This window comes from Salinibaculum sp. SYNS191 (assembly GCF_037338445.1).
In the GTDB taxonomy this organism is placed as follows: domain Archaea; phylum Halobacteriota; class Halobacteria; order Halobacteriales; family Haloarculaceae; genus Salinibaculum; species Salinibaculum marinum.
This window is the reverse complement of sequence record NZ_CP147838.1, coordinates 2,247,338-2,264,857: the sequence shown is the minus strand read 5'-3', so window position 1 is coordinate 2,264,857 and position 17,520 is coordinate 2,247,338. Positions and strand designations below refer to the sequence as shown.

18 protein-coding genes are annotated in these 17,520 nt (G+C 68.3%); 5 read left to right on the top strand and 13 right to left on the bottom strand.

The window, feature by feature from the left end; translation table 11 throughout:
* Window positions 1-85: 85 nt before the first annotated feature.
* Genes phaC through WDJ57_RS12125 form a run of 4 tightly spaced genes read right to left on the bottom strand, consistent with a single transcriptional unit; the run spans window position 86 to window position 2,903 of the window.
* On the bottom strand, window positions 86-1,456 hold the full coding sequence (gene phaC, locus WDJ57_RS12140; RefSeq protein ID WP_338901083.1) for a class III poly(R)-hydroxyalkanoic acid synthase subunit PhaC: 1,371 nt from the start codon (window positions 1,454-1,456) through the stop codon (window positions 86-88).
* A 4-nt stretch (window positions 1,457-1,460) separates the two neighbouring features.
* Window positions 1,461-2,006 carry a poly(R)-hydroxyalkanoic acid synthase subunit PhaE gene (locus tag WDJ57_RS12135; RefSeq protein ID WP_338901082.1) on the bottom strand — a complete coding sequence of 182 codons (546 nt, stop codon included), beginning with the start codon at window positions 2,004-2,006 and terminating at the stop codon, window positions 1,461-1,463.
* A 43-nt stretch (window positions 2,007-2,049) separates the two neighbouring features.
* Window positions 2,050-2,601, bottom strand: coding sequence for a hypothetical protein (locus WDJ57_RS12130; protein ID WP_338901081.1), 552 nt, complete (start codon window positions 2,599-2,601; stop codon window positions 2,050-2,052).
* Between the two features lie 2 nt (window positions 2,602-2,603).
* A complete protein-coding gene (locus WDJ57_RS12125; RefSeq protein WP_338901080.1) occupies window positions 2,604-2,903 on the bottom strand; it encodes an AbrB/MazE/SpoVT family DNA-binding domain-containing protein in 300 nt (99 codons plus the stop codon).
* A 261-nt stretch (window positions 2,904-3,164) separates the two neighbouring features.
* Here WDJ57_RS12125 and WDJ57_RS12120 point away from each other — a divergent pair, with 261 nt between their 5' ends.
* Entirely contained in the window at window positions 3,165-3,788 is a 624-nt protein-coding gene (locus tag WDJ57_RS12120) for a MaoC family dehydratase (protein WP_338901079.1), read from the top strand.
* Window positions 3,789-3,860: 72 nt separating this feature from the next.
* On the opposite strand, the gene WDJ57_RS12115 is transcribed toward WDJ57_RS12120, so the two are convergent.
* The 3 genes from WDJ57_RS12115 to WDJ57_RS12105 are packed head-to-tail and all read right to left on the bottom strand — an operon-like array spanning window position 3,861 to window position 8,049.
* Window positions 3,861-5,165 carry an NADH:flavin oxidoreductase gene (locus WDJ57_RS12115; protein ID WP_338901078.1) on the bottom strand — a complete coding sequence of 435 codons (1,305 nt, stop codon included), beginning with the start codon at window positions 5,163-5,165 and terminating at the stop codon, window positions 3,861-3,863.
* A complete protein-coding gene (cgi121, locus tag WDJ57_RS12110) occupies window positions 5,162-5,659 on the bottom strand; it encodes a KEOPS complex subunit Cgi121 (protein ID WP_338901077.1) in 498 nt (165 codons plus the stop codon). The genes WDJ57_RS12115 and cgi121 overlap by 4 nt, the downstream gene beginning before the upstream one ends.
* Window positions 5,659-8,049 carry an ATP-dependent DNA helicase gene (locus WDJ57_RS12105; protein ID WP_338901076.1) on the bottom strand — a complete coding sequence of 797 codons (2,391 nt, stop codon included), beginning with the start codon at window positions 8,047-8,049 and terminating at the stop codon, window positions 5,659-5,661. Before WDJ57_RS12105 ends, cgi121 begins: the two co-directional genes overlap by 1 nt.
* A gap of 84 nt (window positions 8,050-8,133) precedes the next feature.
* On the opposite strand from WDJ57_RS12105, the gene WDJ57_RS12100 reads away from it, so the two are divergent.
* The gene (locus WDJ57_RS12100; RefSeq protein ID WP_338901075.1) at window positions 8,134-8,379 is read left to right on the top strand and encodes a ferredoxin; all 246 of its coding nucleotides are present in this window, start codon (window positions 8,134-8,136) and stop codon (window positions 8,377-8,379) included.
* A 1-nt stretch (window position 8,380) separates the two neighbouring features.
* Here WDJ57_RS12100 and WDJ57_RS12095 read toward each other — a convergent pair whose 3' ends face one another.
* Entirely contained in the window at window positions 8,381-8,767 is a 387-nt protein-coding gene (locus tag WDJ57_RS12095; protein ID WP_338901074.1) for a MaoC/PaaZ C-terminal domain-containing protein, read from the bottom strand.
* A gap of 79 nt (window positions 8,768-8,846) precedes the next feature.
* On the opposite strand from WDJ57_RS12095, the gene WDJ57_RS12090 reads away from it, so the two are divergent.
* Window positions 8,847-10,310, top strand: coding sequence for an MATE family efflux transporter (locus WDJ57_RS12090; RefSeq protein ID WP_338901073.1), 1,464 nt, complete (start codon window positions 8,847-8,849; stop codon window positions 10,308-10,310).
* Here WDJ57_RS12090 and WDJ57_RS12085 read toward each other — a convergent pair whose 3' ends face one another.
* Window positions 10,311-10,754, bottom strand: coding sequence for a cyclic nucleotide-binding/CBS domain-containing protein (locus tag WDJ57_RS12085; protein WP_338901072.1), 444 nt, complete (start codon window positions 10,752-10,754; stop codon window positions 10,311-10,313).
* A 185-nt stretch (window positions 10,755-10,939) separates the two neighbouring features.
* On the opposite strand from WDJ57_RS12085, the gene WDJ57_RS12075 reads away from it, so the two are divergent.
* Window positions 10,940-11,725 carry a DUF7089 family protein gene (locus WDJ57_RS12075; RefSeq protein WP_338901070.1) on the top strand — a complete coding sequence of 262 codons (786 nt, stop codon included), beginning with the start codon at window positions 10,940-10,942 and terminating at the stop codon, window positions 11,723-11,725.
* Between the two features lie 91 nt (window positions 11,726-11,816).
* On the opposite strand, the gene WDJ57_RS12070 is transcribed toward WDJ57_RS12075, so the two are convergent.
* The 3 genes from WDJ57_RS12070 to WDJ57_RS12060 all read right to left on the bottom strand — a co-directional run bounded on the left by WDJ57_RS12070 (window position 11,817) and on the right by WDJ57_RS12060 (window position 15,483).
* Window positions 11,817-12,944 (bottom strand): ORC1-type DNA replication protein, encoded by a 1,128-nt coding sequence (locus tag WDJ57_RS12070; RefSeq protein WP_338901069.1) that lies wholly within the window; start codon window positions 12,942-12,944, stop codon window positions 11,817-11,819.
* Window positions 12,945-13,004: 60 nt separating this feature from the next.
* Window positions 13,005-13,415 (bottom strand): universal stress protein, encoded by a 411-nt coding sequence (locus WDJ57_RS12065; RefSeq protein ID WP_338901068.1) that lies wholly within the window; start codon window positions 13,413-13,415, stop codon window positions 13,005-13,007.
* A gap of 61 nt (window positions 13,416-13,476) precedes the next feature.
* Window positions 13,477-15,483: a helix-hairpin-helix domain-containing protein gene (locus tag WDJ57_RS12060; RefSeq protein WP_338901067.1), complete on the bottom strand. Its 2,007-nt coding sequence runs from the start codon at window positions 15,481-15,483 to the stop codon at window positions 13,477-13,479.
* A gap of 79 nt (window positions 15,484-15,562) precedes the next feature.
* Here WDJ57_RS12060 and WDJ57_RS12055 point away from each other — a divergent pair, with 79 nt between their 5' ends.
* The gene (locus tag WDJ57_RS12055; protein ID WP_338901066.1) at window positions 15,563-16,222 is read left to right on the top strand and encodes a metallophosphoesterase family protein; all 660 of its coding nucleotides are present in this window, start codon (window positions 15,563-15,565) and stop codon (window positions 16,220-16,222) included.
* Here WDJ57_RS12055 and WDJ57_RS12050 read toward each other — a convergent pair.
* Window positions 16,219-17,400, bottom strand: coding sequence for an aspartate kinase (locus tag WDJ57_RS12050; protein ID WP_338901065.1), 1,182 nt, complete (start codon window positions 17,398-17,400; stop codon window positions 16,219-16,221). The genes WDJ57_RS12055 and WDJ57_RS12050 overlap by 4 nt on opposite strands.
* Window positions 17,401-17,520 lie beyond the last annotated feature (120 nt).

The following is a 17,520-nucleotide window of genomic DNA, read 5'->3' as shown; positions in this document are numbered from 1 at the left end:
GCTGCGTGCTCGCCGCTGGGCGAGAAAAGTCTGTCTGCTCGCAGCCGTTCGCACGAAGGAAAGAGCCGAAATCGCCGGTCGAACGTTATTCGAGCTGGTCGAGCCAGTCCTGGGCGCGTGCCTCGGTGGTCTCTGCGACGTCGGCGACGTCCGCGGCGTCGTGTTCGGCGAGGTCCTCGACCGTCTCGATGCCCGCCGCCCGGAGTCGGTCCGCGTAGGTCGCGCCGATGCCGTTGACGGTCTCGACGTCCGCGGCCGCCTCGTCGACCTCGGGTTCGGCCTGGCTCTCGGCGACCTGCTGGGCGGCCTGTTCCTGAATCTCGGCCACCTCGCTCTCGGCGGTCTCCTCCTCGCTGTCGGCCTCTGCGGCCTCTGACTTCTCCCAGAACCAGTCACAGACCTCCGGCCAGACGTCCTCGTGGGTGGATGACGAGACGGACATCCCGATGTGACCGGTCGGGTACTCGATGGTGGTCACGTCGTCGCTGCCGACGACCTCGTTGAACGGCTTGGAGGCCTCCGGCGGGATGAGGTGGTCGTACTCGCCGATGATCTGGATGATCGGCATGTCGATGTTCTCGACGTCGACGCGCTCACCGTCTAGCTCCAGAACGTTCCGGTAGAGCTCGTTGTTCTGGTAGATTTTCGTGAGGAAGTCGACGTAGGCCTGCCCCGCGAGGTCGATGCCCTCGTCGAGCCACTTCTCCATCCGGGAGAAGTTCGCCACGAAGCCGTCGCTTTCGAGGTTCTCGTAGAGCGTGATGTACTTACTGACGTAGTTGTCGATGGGGTCCATCAACGCGAACCCGTCGTCGAGCAGTTCCGCCGGGACGTTCCCGAAGGCGTCGACGACGTCCTGGGGGTCGTAGTACTCCTCGCTGCCCCAGTCTTCGAGGGTCCCGCCGGTGCGGTCGAAGCACAGCCCCGCGGCCATCAGGCCGAGGGCGTTGACCTTCTCGGGGTTGAGCGCGCTGTAGATGGTGCTCATCGTGCCGCCCATGCAGTACCCCAGCAGGTTGATCTTGTCCTGGCCCGAGCGCTCGCGCACCACGTCGACGCAGTTGTCGATGTAGCGGTTGATGTAGTCGTGCAGGCCGAGGTGCTGGTCGAGCCGCGAGGGCTCGTTCCAGTCGATCATGTAGACGTCGTGGCCGGCTTCGAGGAGCCGGCGGACGACGCTGCGGTCGGGCTGGAGGTCGAGGATGTACGGCTTGTTGATGAGCGCGTACACGATGAGGATAGGGACCTCGTTCTGCTCGTCGGTCTGGGACTCGTACCGGAGCAATTCGAGCTTGTTCTCCTCGTAGACGACCTCGGCCGGCGTCTGGCCGACGTCGATGGTCTCGATCTCGACGGCGCGCTCGGGCGCGATGGTGGCCTTGTTCGTGGCGTCCGTCAGCGCCTCCAGCGCGTCCGTCTGTGCGTCCAGTGCCGCTGACAGGGGGTTGAATGCCATGGTGTTACTCCTCTAGAGCGTCGAGGATGCGGTCGAGTTTCTCCTCGACCGCGTGCTGGCGACGTTCCAGTTCGACGATGCGCTCGCCGACCTCCTCGACGTCGTCGCGGGTTGGCATCCCCATCTGCGCGAGCGTGTCCTGCGTGACCTCGTCGACCTCCTGTTGCATCTCCATCATCGCCTCGACGAGCTGGCCGTTCGCGGACGCGAAGGCGCTCGTGGACATGACCTCCTTGAAGGCCTCGTTGGCCGACTGGAGCCAGATGTCGCGGAACTCCGTGGCGTCGACGTCCTCGCCCTCGGCCGCGTCGGTGGTCTTCTCGAACATCTGGCTGGCGGCGTCCATCCAGACCTCGTAGGCGCTGTTGTACCCCTCCATCCCCTCGGCGATGACGTCTTCCTCGGGGACGGAGCTGTCGAAGGCGTCACTCCATGACTCCATGAATGCCGCCTGCGCCTCCATGTTCTGCTCGACCGACTCGGCGACGGCCTCGTTCATCTGTTCTACCATCTCGTTCCAATCGTCTTGCATTTGGTTTCTATCGCTCATCGTAATGTCCTCGCACCTGTGGCGAATAAAAAATTCCGACGGTTTACGCCTCGACTGCCTCGACGGTCTGCTCCGAGACGTCGCGCATCTGTGCCTGCATCTCTTCCATCTGGTCCTGCATCTCCTCGACCTGCTCGGCCAGTTGCTCGACGGCCTCGACCGACTGCACCTCGAGTTCCTCGTGGGCGTCGAGCAGCAGTTCGAGCTGGTCTTCGACGGCCGTGAGGTAGTCACCGGTCATCTCGTCGTAGGACGCGACACCCTCGTCGACTTCCTCGGTGAGTGTATCGAAGGCTTCCGCGTGGTTCTCCAGCAGCATCTCGAACTGCTCGTCGACCGCAGCGCGCACGTCCTCGGTTCCCGCGTCGGCACCGGGCATGTTGGCCTCGATGACGTCGAGGGTGTTGTGGATGCCCTCCTGGAGGAGTTCCACGGTCCGGCGCTGTGCCGACTCCGTGCTCTCCATGCTGTCGAGCATCGCAGTTGTCATCTGCTTCTGGAGCTCGACGCTCTGGGTGAGGGCCCGCTGACCCTGTTCGATGGACTGGCGCTGCATTTCGAATGTCGTAGTGACGGGTGTCGTGTAGTCTACCATACTTACTCACTCCTGTTGCGTTTGACCGGGATTACGACGGTCTGGACGATATCTCCCTCCTCTATGTCGAGCGCCTCGCGCTCGGCATCGGGGATGCTGATGCGACCCCCGCTCTGGACACGGGTCTTAAACGTCGCAGTCTGACTCAACGCGCTGATCTGGTTCATGTCCATGCCGGACATGCCCCCGCCAAGCATCTGCTGGAGCAGCTTCTTCTGTTGTTCCACTGCCTGTTCACTCGTCTCCTGGAACACTTCGAACATTGCGGGCGGCCACATCGGCCCGTCGCTCTCGTCGGACATCGGTCACTTCCAACTACCAACCCTGAGTGCATAAATCTTACGCTCATTACCATTCTATACCATCCGGTACCATTAAGTGGCCGACACGCTTACAACGAGACATGAAAAGTTCAATCGTCAGAAACGAGTCCGTCCGTCGGGGCCAGGTGGGTAGGGATGGACACACGCGTGCGAACGCCGCCGCAAGAACGTCGCACGTAACCGGAAAACGACCCAATAATCCTCACATTTTAATAGTGGGTATGACCAAAGGTGAGTCCGATGAGTTCTGAATCGGACCGGAGTGCGCTGCTGGACACGTGGACGGAGACATCGTCACACGTATTCGAGAGTGTCGTCGCGGCCAACCGAGCCGCCTTCGCCGCGTTCGGCGTCGAACCGTCGGAGCAGGACGGTTCCGCAGCGACACCGACAGACCGCATCGAACCGGACGAGGACCTGCCCGAGTGGCACACCGAGCAGACAGCCGAGACGCGCGAGGAGCTGAGCGTCGGCGACCGGTTCGAGTTCACCAAGACGATTACCGAGGGCGACGTCAAGCGGTTCGCAGCCGCCAGCGGCGACACGAACCCGCTGCACCTCGACGGGGAGTTCGCCTCCGAGACGCGCTTCCGCGGCCGCATCGCACACGGCACGCTCGTCAGCGGCCTCATCAGCGCCGCGCTCGCGCGCGTCCCCGGGATGGTAATCTACCTCTCCCAGGACCTGGAGTTCCACGGCCCGGTCCGCATCGACGACCGCGTCACCGCCGAGTGTGAAATCGTCGAGGACCTCGGCAACAACCAGTACCGTCTCAGCACGCGCGTGCTCAACGAGGGCGACGTCGCCATCGACGGCGAGGCCGTCATCATGGTCGACGAACTGCCCGAGACCCTCCAGGACTGACCTCCGGCGGGACGGTCCCAGCCCCTCTTTCTTCCGGTCCGTTCGCGTTCTCGCTCCCGGACAGCCGACGGCTCACTCCTCGCCGTCGTAGGCCCCGTCGCGCTCCAGACGGGCGCGCTCGCGGACGATATCGGGCGTCCGGCACCGCCCCGGCTCCCCCGCCACCTGCGGAACCGTGCAGTTGTTGCAGCTCTCACACAGGACCCGCCCGCCGCCGTCGAGCAACCGCGCCGGGAGCCGCGGCTCGGCGTAGAACGGTCGCCCCATGCCGACCATGTCGCAGGCGGGGGAGCCGTCGTCACCGAGTAGCCCCTCGCAGTGGTCGCGCTCGCGGAGGCCGCCCTCGCAGAGCACCGGCACGTCCACGGCCGCCCGGACCGCGCGGCAGAGGTCCGCGTTCCAGCCCGGTTCCGTCGGGTACCAGTACTCCTCGACGCGGTTGGCCGCCCGGACCGCGCGCGCCCGGAGGCGGCCCCCGAACGCGGCGGCGTAGTCGGCCTGCAGGTCCGAAGCAGCCCACGCGCGGGCCGGGTACTCGCCGCGGACGACGCTCATGTCCCAGTAGACCGAGACCTCGACGGGGACGAGCGCGTCGAACCCCGCCGCCGCCAGCCGCGAGGCGATGTCCACGGCGTCCCCGCGGGTGAGGTGGCGACGGACAAAGGGCGGCGCGGCCGTCTCGGCCGGTACCTTCGTCACGAGCGGGACGTCGCCGGCGTGGTCGCGGATCGCGTCCCGAATCGCCAGCAGGAACTGCACGCCGTCGGCGAACTCGTCGTCGCGGCGGTTGTAGTACGGCGAGAGGAACTGCTGGATGAGGCTCATGTTCGCTGCCGAGAGGTGGATGCCGTCGTAGCCCGCGTCGACGGCGTACCCGGCCGCGCGGCCGAACGCCGCCGCGAGGTCGTACACCTCCGCCGTCGAGAGCACCTCGGGCTGGAGGTCGACGAATCCGAGGCGGTCGGCCAGCCGCAGGTGCCAGGGCGGTTTCGAGACTGCTTTCTGACCGACGGCGTCGCTCCGGCGGCGGTGCTGGGCGTGCCAGAGGTCCAGGCTCCGCAGGCCGCCGTGGGCGAGCTGGAGGAAGATGCGGCTGCCGTGGTCGTGGACGGCGTCCGTCAGCCGCGAGAGGTCCGCGACGAACTCGGGGTCGTGGACCCGCGTCATGTTCGGAGCGGCACAGCCGCCCTCCGGAGTGACGATGCTCGCGCCCTGGAAGATGAGTCCAGTCCCGGCGGCGGCCGCCGGTTCGAGTTCGTCGATCAGCGTGTCGACCGCATCCGGCCCGTTGCCGGCACACTCCAGCAGCGGAGCGCGGTAGAGCCGATTGGGCACCTCGCAGCCGCCGATGGAGAGGGGGTCGGTGAGAACGGTCATCGTTCCACGACGAGCAGCGCGACCCGTTCGCGGACCAGGTCGGCCAGCGTCCCGTCGGTCGCGGCCAGTTCCCGTTCGGTGACGTCGAAGAAGTCCATCACGCGCTCGCGGTCGGGTTCGCCCAGCGTCTCGGCCGGTGCCAGCAGGTCCGCGACGGCCGCGGCCGCACTGGCCTCGTCGCCCTCCGTTCCCCCGTCGACGACGACCACTGCCGGAGTCTCGCCCTCGTCGACGCCTATCTCGATGGCGCGGTTTATCTGCCGGCGGCCCGCGGCGTACAGCAGTATCTCGACCGCGCGGTCGCGGGCGATTGCCTCGCCCCGGTCGGTCTCGCGGTTCGCGAGGTCGACCGCCAGCGTCAGGTGCTCGCGGTCGACGACGTACCGGGCGTCGAAGGCCTGCACGGCGACGCCGTACTCCGCCCCAATCTCGCCCAGGCGCTCGACGAACGCGTCCACGTCCTCGACCCTCGCCAGCCCCTCGACCAGTTGCACTAGAAATCACCCAGGTTGGCCTGGTCGTCGGCGGTGTCGTCGTCGGTCGACGTATCAGTTCCTTCGTGTGAAACATCCTCGTCCGGCTCCACGCCGTCCATCGACGGGTCGCGGTGCCCGGCGTTCTCCAGGACGTTCTCTGCGGTCTTCCGGCGGCCTCGCAACGCGGCGAGGACGACGGACTTGTCCGCGTCCCGGAGGTCCGCGCGGGTCTCGATACCGGCCTCGAACAGGCGGCGGGCGCGCTTGCGGCCGACGCCGCGGACGCCAGCGAGGTCGACGAGTTCGCTCCGGACGCCGTGTTCGACGCGGGTGCGCGCCTCGCGGACGGCCGGCGCGACGTCCACGTCGAGTTCGCTCACCAGCGACTCCGCGGCTCCGAGCAGCCACTGGGCGGTGTCGACCTTCCCGCGGATGTCGCCCGGGCCGACGCCGTAGCGGTCGGTTATCTGGTCCTCGTCGCGCTCGCTGGCCCAGTCCTCCAGCAGCCGGGCGGTCTTCAGCGCCGACAACCAGTCGTCGAAGCGGTCCTCGTACTCCGAGGGTGGCCGACCGAGCAGTTCCGCCTCCCGCTCGTAGGCGATCTCGGTGTAGGTCTCCTCGTCGCCCGAGCGCAGGTAGAGTTCGTACATGTCCGGCGTCCGCGCGACGAGGTGGTACAGGCCGAGCGCGGTAATCTCCGGGGGCTCGTCGGTGGCCGCCTCCTGCTGGTCGCGGAGGTCGCTGGCCGACTGGAAGCCGGCCGGTTCCGCGTCCTCGCTCGGGGCGTCGGCCCCGGTCTGCACCGTCGCGCCGGCCCGCTGTGCCGCTCGCAGCCCGTCGATAATCTCGGCGGCGCTCATCGGGTCCAGGTACAGCCGCGAGACCGTATGGCCGAGGCTGGTCGCGGAGAGTTCGTCGGCCGCCCCGTCTTCGGAGGCGCGTGGCGCCTCGCGTTCCAGAAAGCCGTTCCGTTCCAGGTACTCGATGACGTTGTCCGTCACCGACTCCAGCCGGTCGCGGTCGGCGGTCTGCTCGGCGTACAGCGTCCCCTCCAGAAACTCCAGCAGGCCCGACCGGGAACGGGCAAACCCGGAGGCGACGGTGGCGAGGATGTGCGTCCGCAGCGCGGGTTCGGCGGCGAGTTTCGAGCGGACCGGTTCGGGGTCCGCCCAGACGTACCGCTCGAACAGTTCGTCCAGTTCGTCGTGGCTGGATGCCACGAGGACGGCCTCGCCGTACGGGTCCAGCCCCGGCCGCCCGGCGCGACCCATCATCTGGTGGACCTCCAGCACCGAGAGGGGTTGCATCCCGCCTACCTGGCCGTCGTAGCGCCGCCAGTCCCGGACGACGACGCGCCTGCTGGGGGTGTTCACCCCCGCCGCGAGCGTCGGCGTCGCGGAGACGACCTTGAGCAGCCGCTCGCGGAAGGCGTCCTCGACGAGCGAGCGGTGGTCGCGGGCGAGGCCCGCGTGGTGGAAGGCCGCGCCCGCCTCGACGGCGTCGGCCAGGTCCTCGCTGGTCTCGGTGTCGCTCACGTCGCGTATCTCGGCGGCAATCTCGGCCAGGCGCTCGCGCTCCTCGCCGGAGAGAAAGCCCTCCGTGGTGCCGGTCAGCCGCCGTGCCGCGGCCTCCGCGTTGCGACGGGAGTTGACGAACACGAGCGACGACCCCTCGTCTTCGAGCGTGTCGCGGACGACGGCAGCGGTCTGGTCCTCGCTGTTCCTGACCGCGACGCGGGACTGGCTCCCGTCTTCGAGGTGGAGCGCGTCGCCGTAGTGGACCCCCTTCTGGAGGTCGATGGGCCGCCAGTCCGAGTCGACCAGCGCGGCGTCCAGCCAGTCGGCGAGTTCGCCCGCGTTGCCGATTGTCGCCGACAGCGCCACCGTCTGGAGGCGCTCGTTCAGCGAGCGGAGTTTGGCGAGTGTCACCTCCAGCGTCGGCCCGCGCTCGCCGTCGTCGACCAGGTGCACCTCGTCGGCGACGACACAGGAGAGGTCGTCCAGCCACGGCGCGTCGTTTCGCACGAGGGAATCGACCTTCTCGCTGGTCGCGACGACGATGTCCTTGTCGGCCAGCCAGCCCCCTTCGGACTCGTAGTTACCCGTCGAGACGCCGACGTCGAGCCCGTACTGTTCGTACTCCGCGAAGTCGGCCTGCTTCTCGCTGGCGAGCGCACGTAGGGGAACGATGTACAGTGCCTTCCCCTCGCGCTCGATGCTGGCGAGCATCGCCATGGCGGCGATGAGCGTCTTCCCGCTGGCGGTGGGGATGGAGGCGACCAGGCTCTCGCCCTCGGTGACGCCCGCCTCCACGGCCTCGGCCTGCGGGGGATACAGCTCTTCGATGCCCTGCTCGCGCAGGTGGTCGGGCAGCCACGCGGGCACGCCCGGGATGTCCGCGACGTCCATTATCCCGTGGTTCGGGCGTGCCCCGATTTAAACGTTCGTTCGCTCTCCCTACACCTTTTAGCCGTTGACCGTGCAACCGGAGGTATGCGCATCGAGTACGACCGGGACACCTGTATCGGCATGTTCCAGTGTGTCTCCGAGTGGGACGCATTCGAACAGGACAAGGACGCCGGCAAGGCGGTGCTGGCCGACAGCGAGGAGCGGGAGGACGGCCTCTTCGTCCGGGAAGTCCCCGAAGACGCAGAACTGGACGCGAAGTTCGCCGCGCGGGCCTGCCCCGTCGACGCGATCGCCGTCTACGACGACGACGGCGAGCAGTTGATTCCCTGAGTCACTCGCGGACCAGTCCCGCCACGGTGGCTGTCAGGACCGTTCCCGCCTCCCCGCCCGACACCCGGCGGCAGACGACCCGCGCCTCGACGTGCCAGCCGTCGGCCCGCTCGGTGACGGACTCGTTCGTCCACTCACAGACCACGGTGTCGCCGGTGTAGACCGGCCGGTGGAACTCGAAACTCATCTCGCTTGCGAGCATCTCGATGTCGCCGCTCACCTCCGTCAGCAGGCTCCCGGTGAGCAGGCCGTGGACCAGCAGGCGGCCGTCGGGGCCGGGGTCGGTGTGGCGTGTCTGGTCGTCGCCGGTCACGGCGGCGAAGCGCCGGACGTCCGCCTCCGTGAACGTCCGCTCTGCGGTGTAGGTGTCACCCTCTGTCGGGGGCATACGGCAGCCGAAGCGGTCCAGACTCAAGGCGACGGCGGAGTCGAAACAAAGGTGACCGTGCGGGACAACGTCCGAGTGAATGGTCGTCCGTGGCGCAGTTCAGTGGGTGCTCGAGTCCTTTCCGGCGGCGCTCGCGCGACTGGGACTGGTCGAGCGCGCGAAGGCGACAGAGGCGTTCGACCTCGCCGCGCCGGTGATGGTGACCGGCGGGCTCCGCGTGTTGCTCCGGATGGCCGACTTCCTCTTCGTCGGCCTGGCCTTCGGCGACAGGGCCATCGCCGGCCTGGAACTGGGCTTTCAGTACTACTTCATCGGCTTCGGGCTGGCGCTGGCGCTGACCAGCGGAACCATTAGCGTCGTCTCCCGCCTGCAGGGCGCGGGCGAGCGCGAGCGCGCGGGCCTGGCGGTCAAGCAGTCGCTGTGGCTCTCGCTGGCCATCTCGATACCGCTGACTATCGGGGCGTGGGTGTACGCCGACCCGCTCGTGGACCTGCTCTCCGACGACCAGGCGGTCATCGACTTCGGGTCGGCGTACCTGCAGGTCGTCATGCTCTCGCTCGCTTTCCGGTTCTGGGGGCTCATCGCCGCCCGCGCGCTGGCCGGCAGCGGCGACACGCGCACCCCGATGTACGTCCGGATGCTCACGCTGCCGGCGAACGTCGTGCTCAACGCCGTGCTCATCTTCGGACTCGGGCCGGCACCGCGGCTGGGCATCGTCGGCGCGGCCGTCGGGACCGTCGTCGCCACCGCGTTCGGGGCCGCCGTGTTCTTCTGGCTACTGGTCTCGGGGAAGTTCGACATCGCGCTGCCCCTGCGCGGGAAGCAGTTCGACGCCGAGCTACTGACGGAGATCGTCCGCGTCGCCTCGCCGCTGGGCGGGATGCGCCTGCTCCAGTCGAGCGTCCGGTTCCCGTTCCTGTTCATCCTCAGCGTGCTGGGGCCGGCGGCCGTCTCCGCCTACGCCATCGGCCGGCGGGTCATGTCGCTCGCGCTGATGCCGGCGTGGGGCTACTCGACGGCCGCGAGCACGCTCGTGGGCCAGTCGCTGGGGTCGGGCGACGAGGATTCGGCGACCGACTACGGCTGGCAGACGCTGCGCATCGGGCTGGTCACGCAGTTGCTCATCGCCGTCGTCCTCGTCGTGGCCGCCCGCCCCATCGCGCAGGCCTTCGGCACCGAACACGTCGCGCTGACCGTCGACTTCGTCCGGATATTCGGGGTCGTGACGGCGGCGTTCAGCATCGCGCGGACGATGCGGGGCAGCCTCCGCGGTGCCGGGGACACCCGCTGGCCGCTGTACGGGATGTTCGTCGGGTCCTACGTCGTCCGCCTCCCGATTGCGGCGCTGGCGCTGCCGACCGGCTTCACCGTGACCGTCGCCGGCGTCAGCGTCGCGCCGGGGCTGGGGCTGGGCATGCCAGCGATATTCCTGGCCATCCTGGCCGATTACTACACGAAAGCAGCGGTGAACACGGGGCGGTTCTGGTCCGGGCAGTGGAAGACCGTGGCCCGGCGGGCGGGCGTCGGCACCTCGGGCGACTGATTACTCGAACTCGCCTTCCTCCACGTCGCGTTCGGGCTGGGAGGCCATCTTGATGCGGTTGCGCGGGAAGAAGTGCGCGAGGTCGGTCGTCGTGACGATGCCGACGGGTTCGCCGTCCTCCGTGACGGGCAGTTTCTTGACGCCGTTGTGGCCCATCCGCTCGCCGGCGACCTGGACGGACTCGTGGGGTCGGATGGTCACGACGGGGTCGGTCATTATCTCCGCGACCGTCGTCTCGTCGAGTGAGATGCCGTCACCGACCGCGCGGACGATGTCCGTCTCCGTGATGATGCCTTCGATGATGTCGTCGCCGACGACCAGCGACCCGACGTGCTCGTCGGCGAGCACGCCGGCGGCCTCGGCGATGGTCGTCTCCTGTGTAACGGTGACGACAGGGCTGCTCATGATGTCGCTGACCGGGGTCTCGTGTGTCTCCTCTGGCATTTGTGATAGTACGTCGCAGTGGACAGGTCTTAATATTGGTCCTTGTGACCGCGGCGAATCTGTGCCTTTTTAGGGTTGGTGGTGGAACGGTCGCGTATGAGTACTGCAACCAAAGTCGTCATCGGCACGCTCGCCGTCGCCGTCCTCATCTCGCTGGTGCTGGTCGCGAACCTCGCGCTGACCTGATGTTCACCGAGCGACCGCTGAGCGACTCCCTGGCCGGGGTCCGCGAGAGCCACGCCCCCGGCGCGCTCGTGCTGGACTGTGACCGCGACTTCGAGACGCTCCCGCCGGCACAGGCCGAGGACCTGGGCCTGCTCGTCGACAGCCTCGACCCCGTGACCGTCCCGGCCGAGTGGCTCCCGCAGGACGCGCCCGACGTCCTCCAGCGGTACGCCGGCGGGGACTTCACCGTCGGGATGCCGGGCGACGGCGGCGTCGCCTGGACCCGACAGACCGACCCGCCGGTGGTCATCGTCAAGCCCCGCCTGGAGGGTTCCCCGGAGTCGTTCGTCGACTTCCTCGTCGCGGAGGCGCTGGTCCAGGTCGGCCTCGGCGAACCGGAGCACTTCCTCGGCTTCTTCGAGGACCGCTATCCCGAGTTCGACGCTGCCGCCGGTGACTTCCTCGACCCCGTCGGGGTCTACCAGGTCGCCGCCGCCTGCTACGACGCCTACCTCGGCCTGCAGACCCGCGACGTCTTCGCCGGGTGGGGCGAGGAGTTCCCCGACCTCTTCGACGCCTGGCTAGACGCCGGCGAACGCCTGGAACCGCGACTGTCGGGGCTGAACGAGGCCGTCGCGCAGGGCCGCACCGACTTCGGCGACGCCGCGGAACTGGCCTGTTCGGCCGTCAAACACGCCGGCGAGATTCCAAAGCCGTTCGACGCACTGGACACCGCCGCCTACCGCGACCACGGCGCGGCCTACGCCGTCGAGTGGCTCTCGCGGACGGCCGGCGCGCTGGAGTGACCGACGGCAGCCGTTTCTCACGAAGGTACTGACGCCCCTGCCGTCGCTCTCCGCGGTGCGTTTACAATGTATTAATATGCAAACGGCTGTTCTACAGCCGGTCGAGGACCGCCCCGGCGTCGTAGTTCAGCGTGAGTTCCCGCGAGCGCCCGCGTCCCTCGACGTCGGTGTAGTCGGCGTCGATGATGCCCAGCTGGTCGAGCTTGTTGATTATCTCGGAGTAGCGGGTGTAGCCAAGGTCGGTCCGCTCGTGGAACGCCTCGTAGATGTCGCCGGTGCGCTCGCCGTCGTGTTCGGCGATGACCTCCACCAGCGCCGTCTCGGAGTCGGACAGTTCCCGGAGCCGGCGGGAGAGGTGGACGTACTTCGACTTGTCGTAGGCCTCCTCGACGTCCTGCGTCTCGACGGTGCGGGATGCGCGCATCTCGGCGTTCAGCCCCGCCCGCCGGAGCAGGTCGATGCCGACCCGGAGGTCCCCGCCCTGCTCGGCGGTGAGTTCGGCCACGCGGTCCAGCACCGGCGTGTCGATGACGCCGTCGTGGAAGCCGCGGTCGGCCCGCTCCTGCAGGATTTCGACGATTTCCGCCTCGTCGTAGTTCGGGAAGTAGACCTCCTCGGGGCGAAAGACCGACTGGACGCGGCTGTCCAGTTCCTCGATGATGTCGAGGTCCAGGTCCGAGGAGATGACGATGACGCCGATTTTCGCCCCGCCCTGCTCCTCGTGGGCGCGCAGCAGCGAGTACAGCGTATCGGAGGCCTCTGACTCGTAGAACAGGTAGTTCACGTCGTCCAGCGCGACCACCAGCACCTCGTCGTCCTCGACGAGGCGGTCGGTCACCTGGGAGAACACCTCCTTGAACGAGATGCCCGACGACGGCGGTTCGTAGTCGAAGACGCCCTCGAACAGCCGCGAGAACACCGAGTAGCGCGTGGAGTTGACCTGGCAGTTCACCCGCACCGCCTGCACGTCCGTCTGGGCGCGCAGTTCGTCGAACAGAATCTGCACCGCCGTCGTCTTGCCGGTTCCGGGCGGGCCCTGGGCCATCACGTTCAGCGGCCGGGAGCCGCGGACCGCCGGCCGGAGCGCGTGCTGGAGTCCCGTGACCTGCTTCTCGCGGTGGAGAAACGACTCCGGCACGTAGTCGATCTCGAAGACGTGCTCGTCCCGGAACACCGACTCGTCCCAGGATAGCATCCCCTCCTCGGGGTCGTCCGTCATTATTTTCACCGAGCTTTCGCCACCACTTAACAGTATTGGGGCTGGCAACGACCCGGCCGGTTACTGGTCCATCGACGGGACGATCGTCACCGGAATCTCCGCGCTGTCCGCGACGGCGAAGGCCGTGCTGCCGTCCTTGAGGTTGCCGAGCAGGCCCTTCGAGGTGTGCCCCATGACGATGTGGGAGATGTGGACGTCGGCGGCGGCGTCGAGCAGTTCCTGGGCGGTGCGTGGACCCGAGCGCGCGCCGGTGTGTGATATCTGTTCGACGGAGACAGTCACGGCGACGTCGGCCCCGGTGACGTACTCGCGGACCTCGTCCCGGATGCGCCGGGCGTCGGAGTCGGCAGATGTCTCGTTGACCAGATGCAGGACGTACAGGTCCTGGCCGAGCCCCCGGCCAAGGTCCAGTCCCACGTCCAGCACGCGCTCGCGCATCGGGTCGTCGGCCACTGCGACGAGGATGGTCATACTCGCTAGTGGGACGCGCGAGAATTAATCCTTACCGTCGAACAGGAGCGGGTATTGACGGTCAGAACTTCCCCAGCAGCCGGTCGTAGAAGTCGCCGTCGTCCTCGCCGGCCAGCTTCTCGACGATGAGTTCCGGCGTCGACCGCGCCAGCCGCCCCTTGACCGGCGTCCGGTCGACGACGAGTTCGCCGTCCTCCAGCCCCTCGGCTTCGATGCCGTCGACGGAAATATCCGTCGCGGCGGCCTCGCGTATCTCCCGGGCGAGGTGGGAGACGAACACGGCCGTCGCCCGGCGCTCCGCGAGCGCTTCCAGGATGCCCGCCATGATGTTCGCGCTCGCGCCCGGCTCCGTGATGCTCTCCAGTTCGTCGACCAGCACCAGGACGGGGCGGTCCGCACCGGCGTCGTCATTGTCGCTTTCACGTCGCTCTACCCCGCGGACGAGGTCGCCGAACTCCCGCAGCGTCGACTCGAAGGCCCCGGCGTCCAGCGTCCCCTGGGTCTTGGCGTGGTAGTGCAGTTCCGCCACGCGCTCGACGCGGGCGTGGTCGGCGGGGACCGGCAGCCCCATGTGCGCCAGCGTCACGACCAGCGCAACCAGGTCCAGCGTCGACGTCTTCCCGCCGCTGTTGACCCCGGAGAGCAACGCGACCCCCTCCACACCGTAGTCGACGGGTTCGACGGCCTCGAAGGGGACGTCCAAAAGCGGCGACCGGCCGCCCTCGATTTCGAACCCGCGGCCGCCGAACTCGGGCATCGTGCAGTCGAAGTCGCGGGCGAAGCGGGCGACGGCCCGTTCGACGTCCCGCTGGAGCGCGCTGTCGACGAGGTCCTGGGCGGCCTCGCGGAGGCCGGCGAGTTCCCGGGCGAGTTCGCGCTTGCGCCGGGCGGCGCGGCGGTCCCGCGTCGCGGTCAGTTCCTCCCGCAGGCGGCTGATCGCCCCCTCGTCGTGTTCGACCGGGTATGTCGGTTCGTCGCCGAACGCCCGCCGGGCCAGCGCTTCTGTGTCGCGGAGTTGCAGCGCGTCGACCAGGTGGTCGCGGGCGGCCTCGACGGCCGCGGCGTACTCGTCGGCGAGTTCGCGCTGGAGCAGCGAGTCGACGCCGGCCCCGCGCTCGACCAGCGAGAGCAGGTCGGTCCCCTCGATGGTCACGTCGCGCTCCTCGATTGCCTCCCGGAGGTGGTCGTTGGCGACGCTCTCGGCAGTCGAGACGGCCGCGTCGAGGTCGTCGACGGCCGTCGTGAGCCTGTCGAGTTCCTCGTCGCCTCGCACCGAGCCGTCGGCCGCCAGGTCGTCGAGCGCGGCCGACAGCGCGTCGAGGTCGCAGGGGGCGTCCATGTCGGCGGCGCGGTGGACCGCCGCGGCGGCGCGGATGCGGTCCCGGTTCGTCGCGAAAAACTGCAGCGCGCGCTCGGGGACCACTTCGACGGGATTGTCGAGCGCGTCGGGTTCGACCCGGACGTCCCCCTCCACGTCGACGCCGGCGAACGCCTCGTCCAGCGCGACGACGGTGGCGTACCCGCGGGCCAGTTCCGCCAGTTGCTTGGCGTCGTCGACCACCTCGACGCTGACCTCGGGAATCGCTTCCTTGGCCTTCGCGTAGGTCTCGGCGTCCTGCGTGGCGAGACAGCGGTCCCGGACCCGGACACCGCTGGGCGAGTCGAGCGGGGCCACCTCCGCCAGGGCTGCTGCGACCTCCTCGTCCGGGTCGCGCTCCACCGCTGTCCGGGCGAACTCGCGGACTTCGTCGATGCGTGACCGGACGCCGCTGGGGTACAGCGTCTCCAGGCGGCGGGCGGCGTAGTCAGTGACCGTCCGCTCCTGGAGCAAGGAGAGAGCCTCGCGGTGTATCTCCCGCGCTCGCGGGGTGGCGGCGAAGCCCCCGGGGTCGTCGTGGCGCTGTCGAATCGCGCCGCGGGCGATGCGGGCCGCCCGGCCCTCGGTGATGCCGGGGGCGCGAGAAAGCGCCGCCACGTCGCCGTCTTCGAGTGCGCGTTCGGGGTCGTCCAGGTCGGCCAGCGCCTCCGCCGTCTTCGTGCCGACGCCGGGAATCGACTCCAGGTCCATCTACCCGCCCGTTCGGAACAGGGGAGCAAAAACCCAGCGGGGGCGGGGATTGAAGCCCGCGGCGGCCCACCCCCCGACAATGAAGGTCGGTCTCGTCTCCGACATCCACGGGAACAGGGTCGCGCTGGACGCCGTCGTCGAGGACATGCCCCCCATCGACGCGCTGCTGTGTGCCGGCGACGTCGTCGGCTACAACCCCTGGCCGGCCGAGTGCGTCGAGTGGGTCCGCGAGGAGGGCGTGCCGACGGTGATGGGCAACCACGACCGGGCGGTCGCCGGCGGCGACACCTTCTCGTTCAACAGCCAGGCCGGTGCGGGCGTCCGCTACGCCCGCGACCACCTCGACGACGAGGCCATCGAGTGGCTGGCTGGCCTCCCCGACGAGCGCCGCGAACTGGACGGCCGGGTCAAAATCGTCCACGGCCACCCGGAGAATCCCGACCGCTACACCTTCCCGCGGGAGTTCGCGCCGAACCTGCTCGGCGACGAGGACGTGCTCGTGCTCGGTCACACCCACGTCCAGCACCACGCGAAATTCGAGGAGGGCGTCGTCGTCAACCCCGGCAGCGTCGGCCAGCCACGCGACAGCGACCCGCGGGCGGCCTACGCCGTGCTGGACCTGGCGGACCTGACCGTCGAGGAACACCGCGTGGAGTACGACGTCGACCGCGTCGTCTCGGCTGTCGAGGACACCGACCTGCCGACAGAAATCGGGACCAGACTGTTAGAGGGTCGCTAGACGACGTGCTGGATGAGCTCGAGGACGTCCTCGCGCTGGTCCCAGGGGACGAACAGTGAGACGGAGGTGGCGCTTGTGATGACGTCGTGGAGGTAGATGTGCTCCTCTGCCAGCGGGTCGATGAGCTGTTTGACCGCCGCCTCCTGGCTCTGGAGTTCCCCGCCGGTGACGCGGATGGCCGCGATGCCGGCCTCCTCGGTGACGCTGGAGAGGGTCTCGTCGGCGACGACCTCGTCGTGCAGCAGCGTCTCGGCCTCCTCGGCGTACTTCCGGTCGACGTAGAAGGAGATGGAGTCCATGCCGCTGGAGACCGTCTCGACGTTGATTTCGGCGTCCGCGAGGGCGGTCGACAGCTGTGAGAGAATCCCCGGCTGGTTCCGGATGGCACGGCCGGCGGCGGTGAGACAGACCAGTTCCCGCTCGTGCAGGGCGATGAGGTTCTCGAACTCGCCCTCGATAGAGGTGCCGCCGGTCAGCAGGTCGCCGTGCTGGTAGTGGACGACCCGGACAGAGAGGTCACCGGACTTGTACCGCAGCGCCGACGGAGCGACGACCTCCGCGCCGCGGAAGGAGAGGTTGCGGAGTTCGTCGACGGTGATCTCGCCGACGTTGCGCGCGCCCTCGACGACGTTGGGGTCGCCGGTCATGACGCCCTCGACGTCGGTGACGATGACGACCTCGTCGGCGTCCATGTAGTTGCCCAGCATGACCGCCGTCGTGTCGCTGCCGCCGCGGCCCAGCGTCGTGATGGTGCCGTCGTGGTCCTGGGCGAGGAAGCCGGTGATAACCGGGACCTTCCCGCTGGCCATCGACTCGGCACAGTCCTGTGCGCGGCTGGTGGTCTCCTCGACGTCGACCTCGCCGTACTCGTCGGTGATGATGGGCCACTCCGGGCGGCCGGGTTCGAGGAACTCCGCGTCGATGCCCCGGGCCTGCAGTGCCCCCTTGAGCATCCGGACGGAGGTGCGCTCGCCCATCGAGACGATTTCGGCGCGGTCCACCTCGCTGGCGTCGAACTTCATCTCGTCGAGCAGGTGGTCCGTCGTGCCCCCCATGGCGCTGACGACCACCGCGACCTCGTGGCCGTCCTCGACGGCCGAGGCGATGGAGTTGGCGGCGCGGTTGATGCGGTCGCCGTTGGCGACGCTCGTCCCGCCGAACTTGGCGACTATACGCATGCTACCACCCGCTGTGTGGGTCCGTGACTCATTGGCTGCGGCTTTGTCGTCACCCAGGATAACTGTGTTCATCTGCCGGAAGGGCACCGGGCCAGGGAGCTACCGGCACGTGGTTTAATT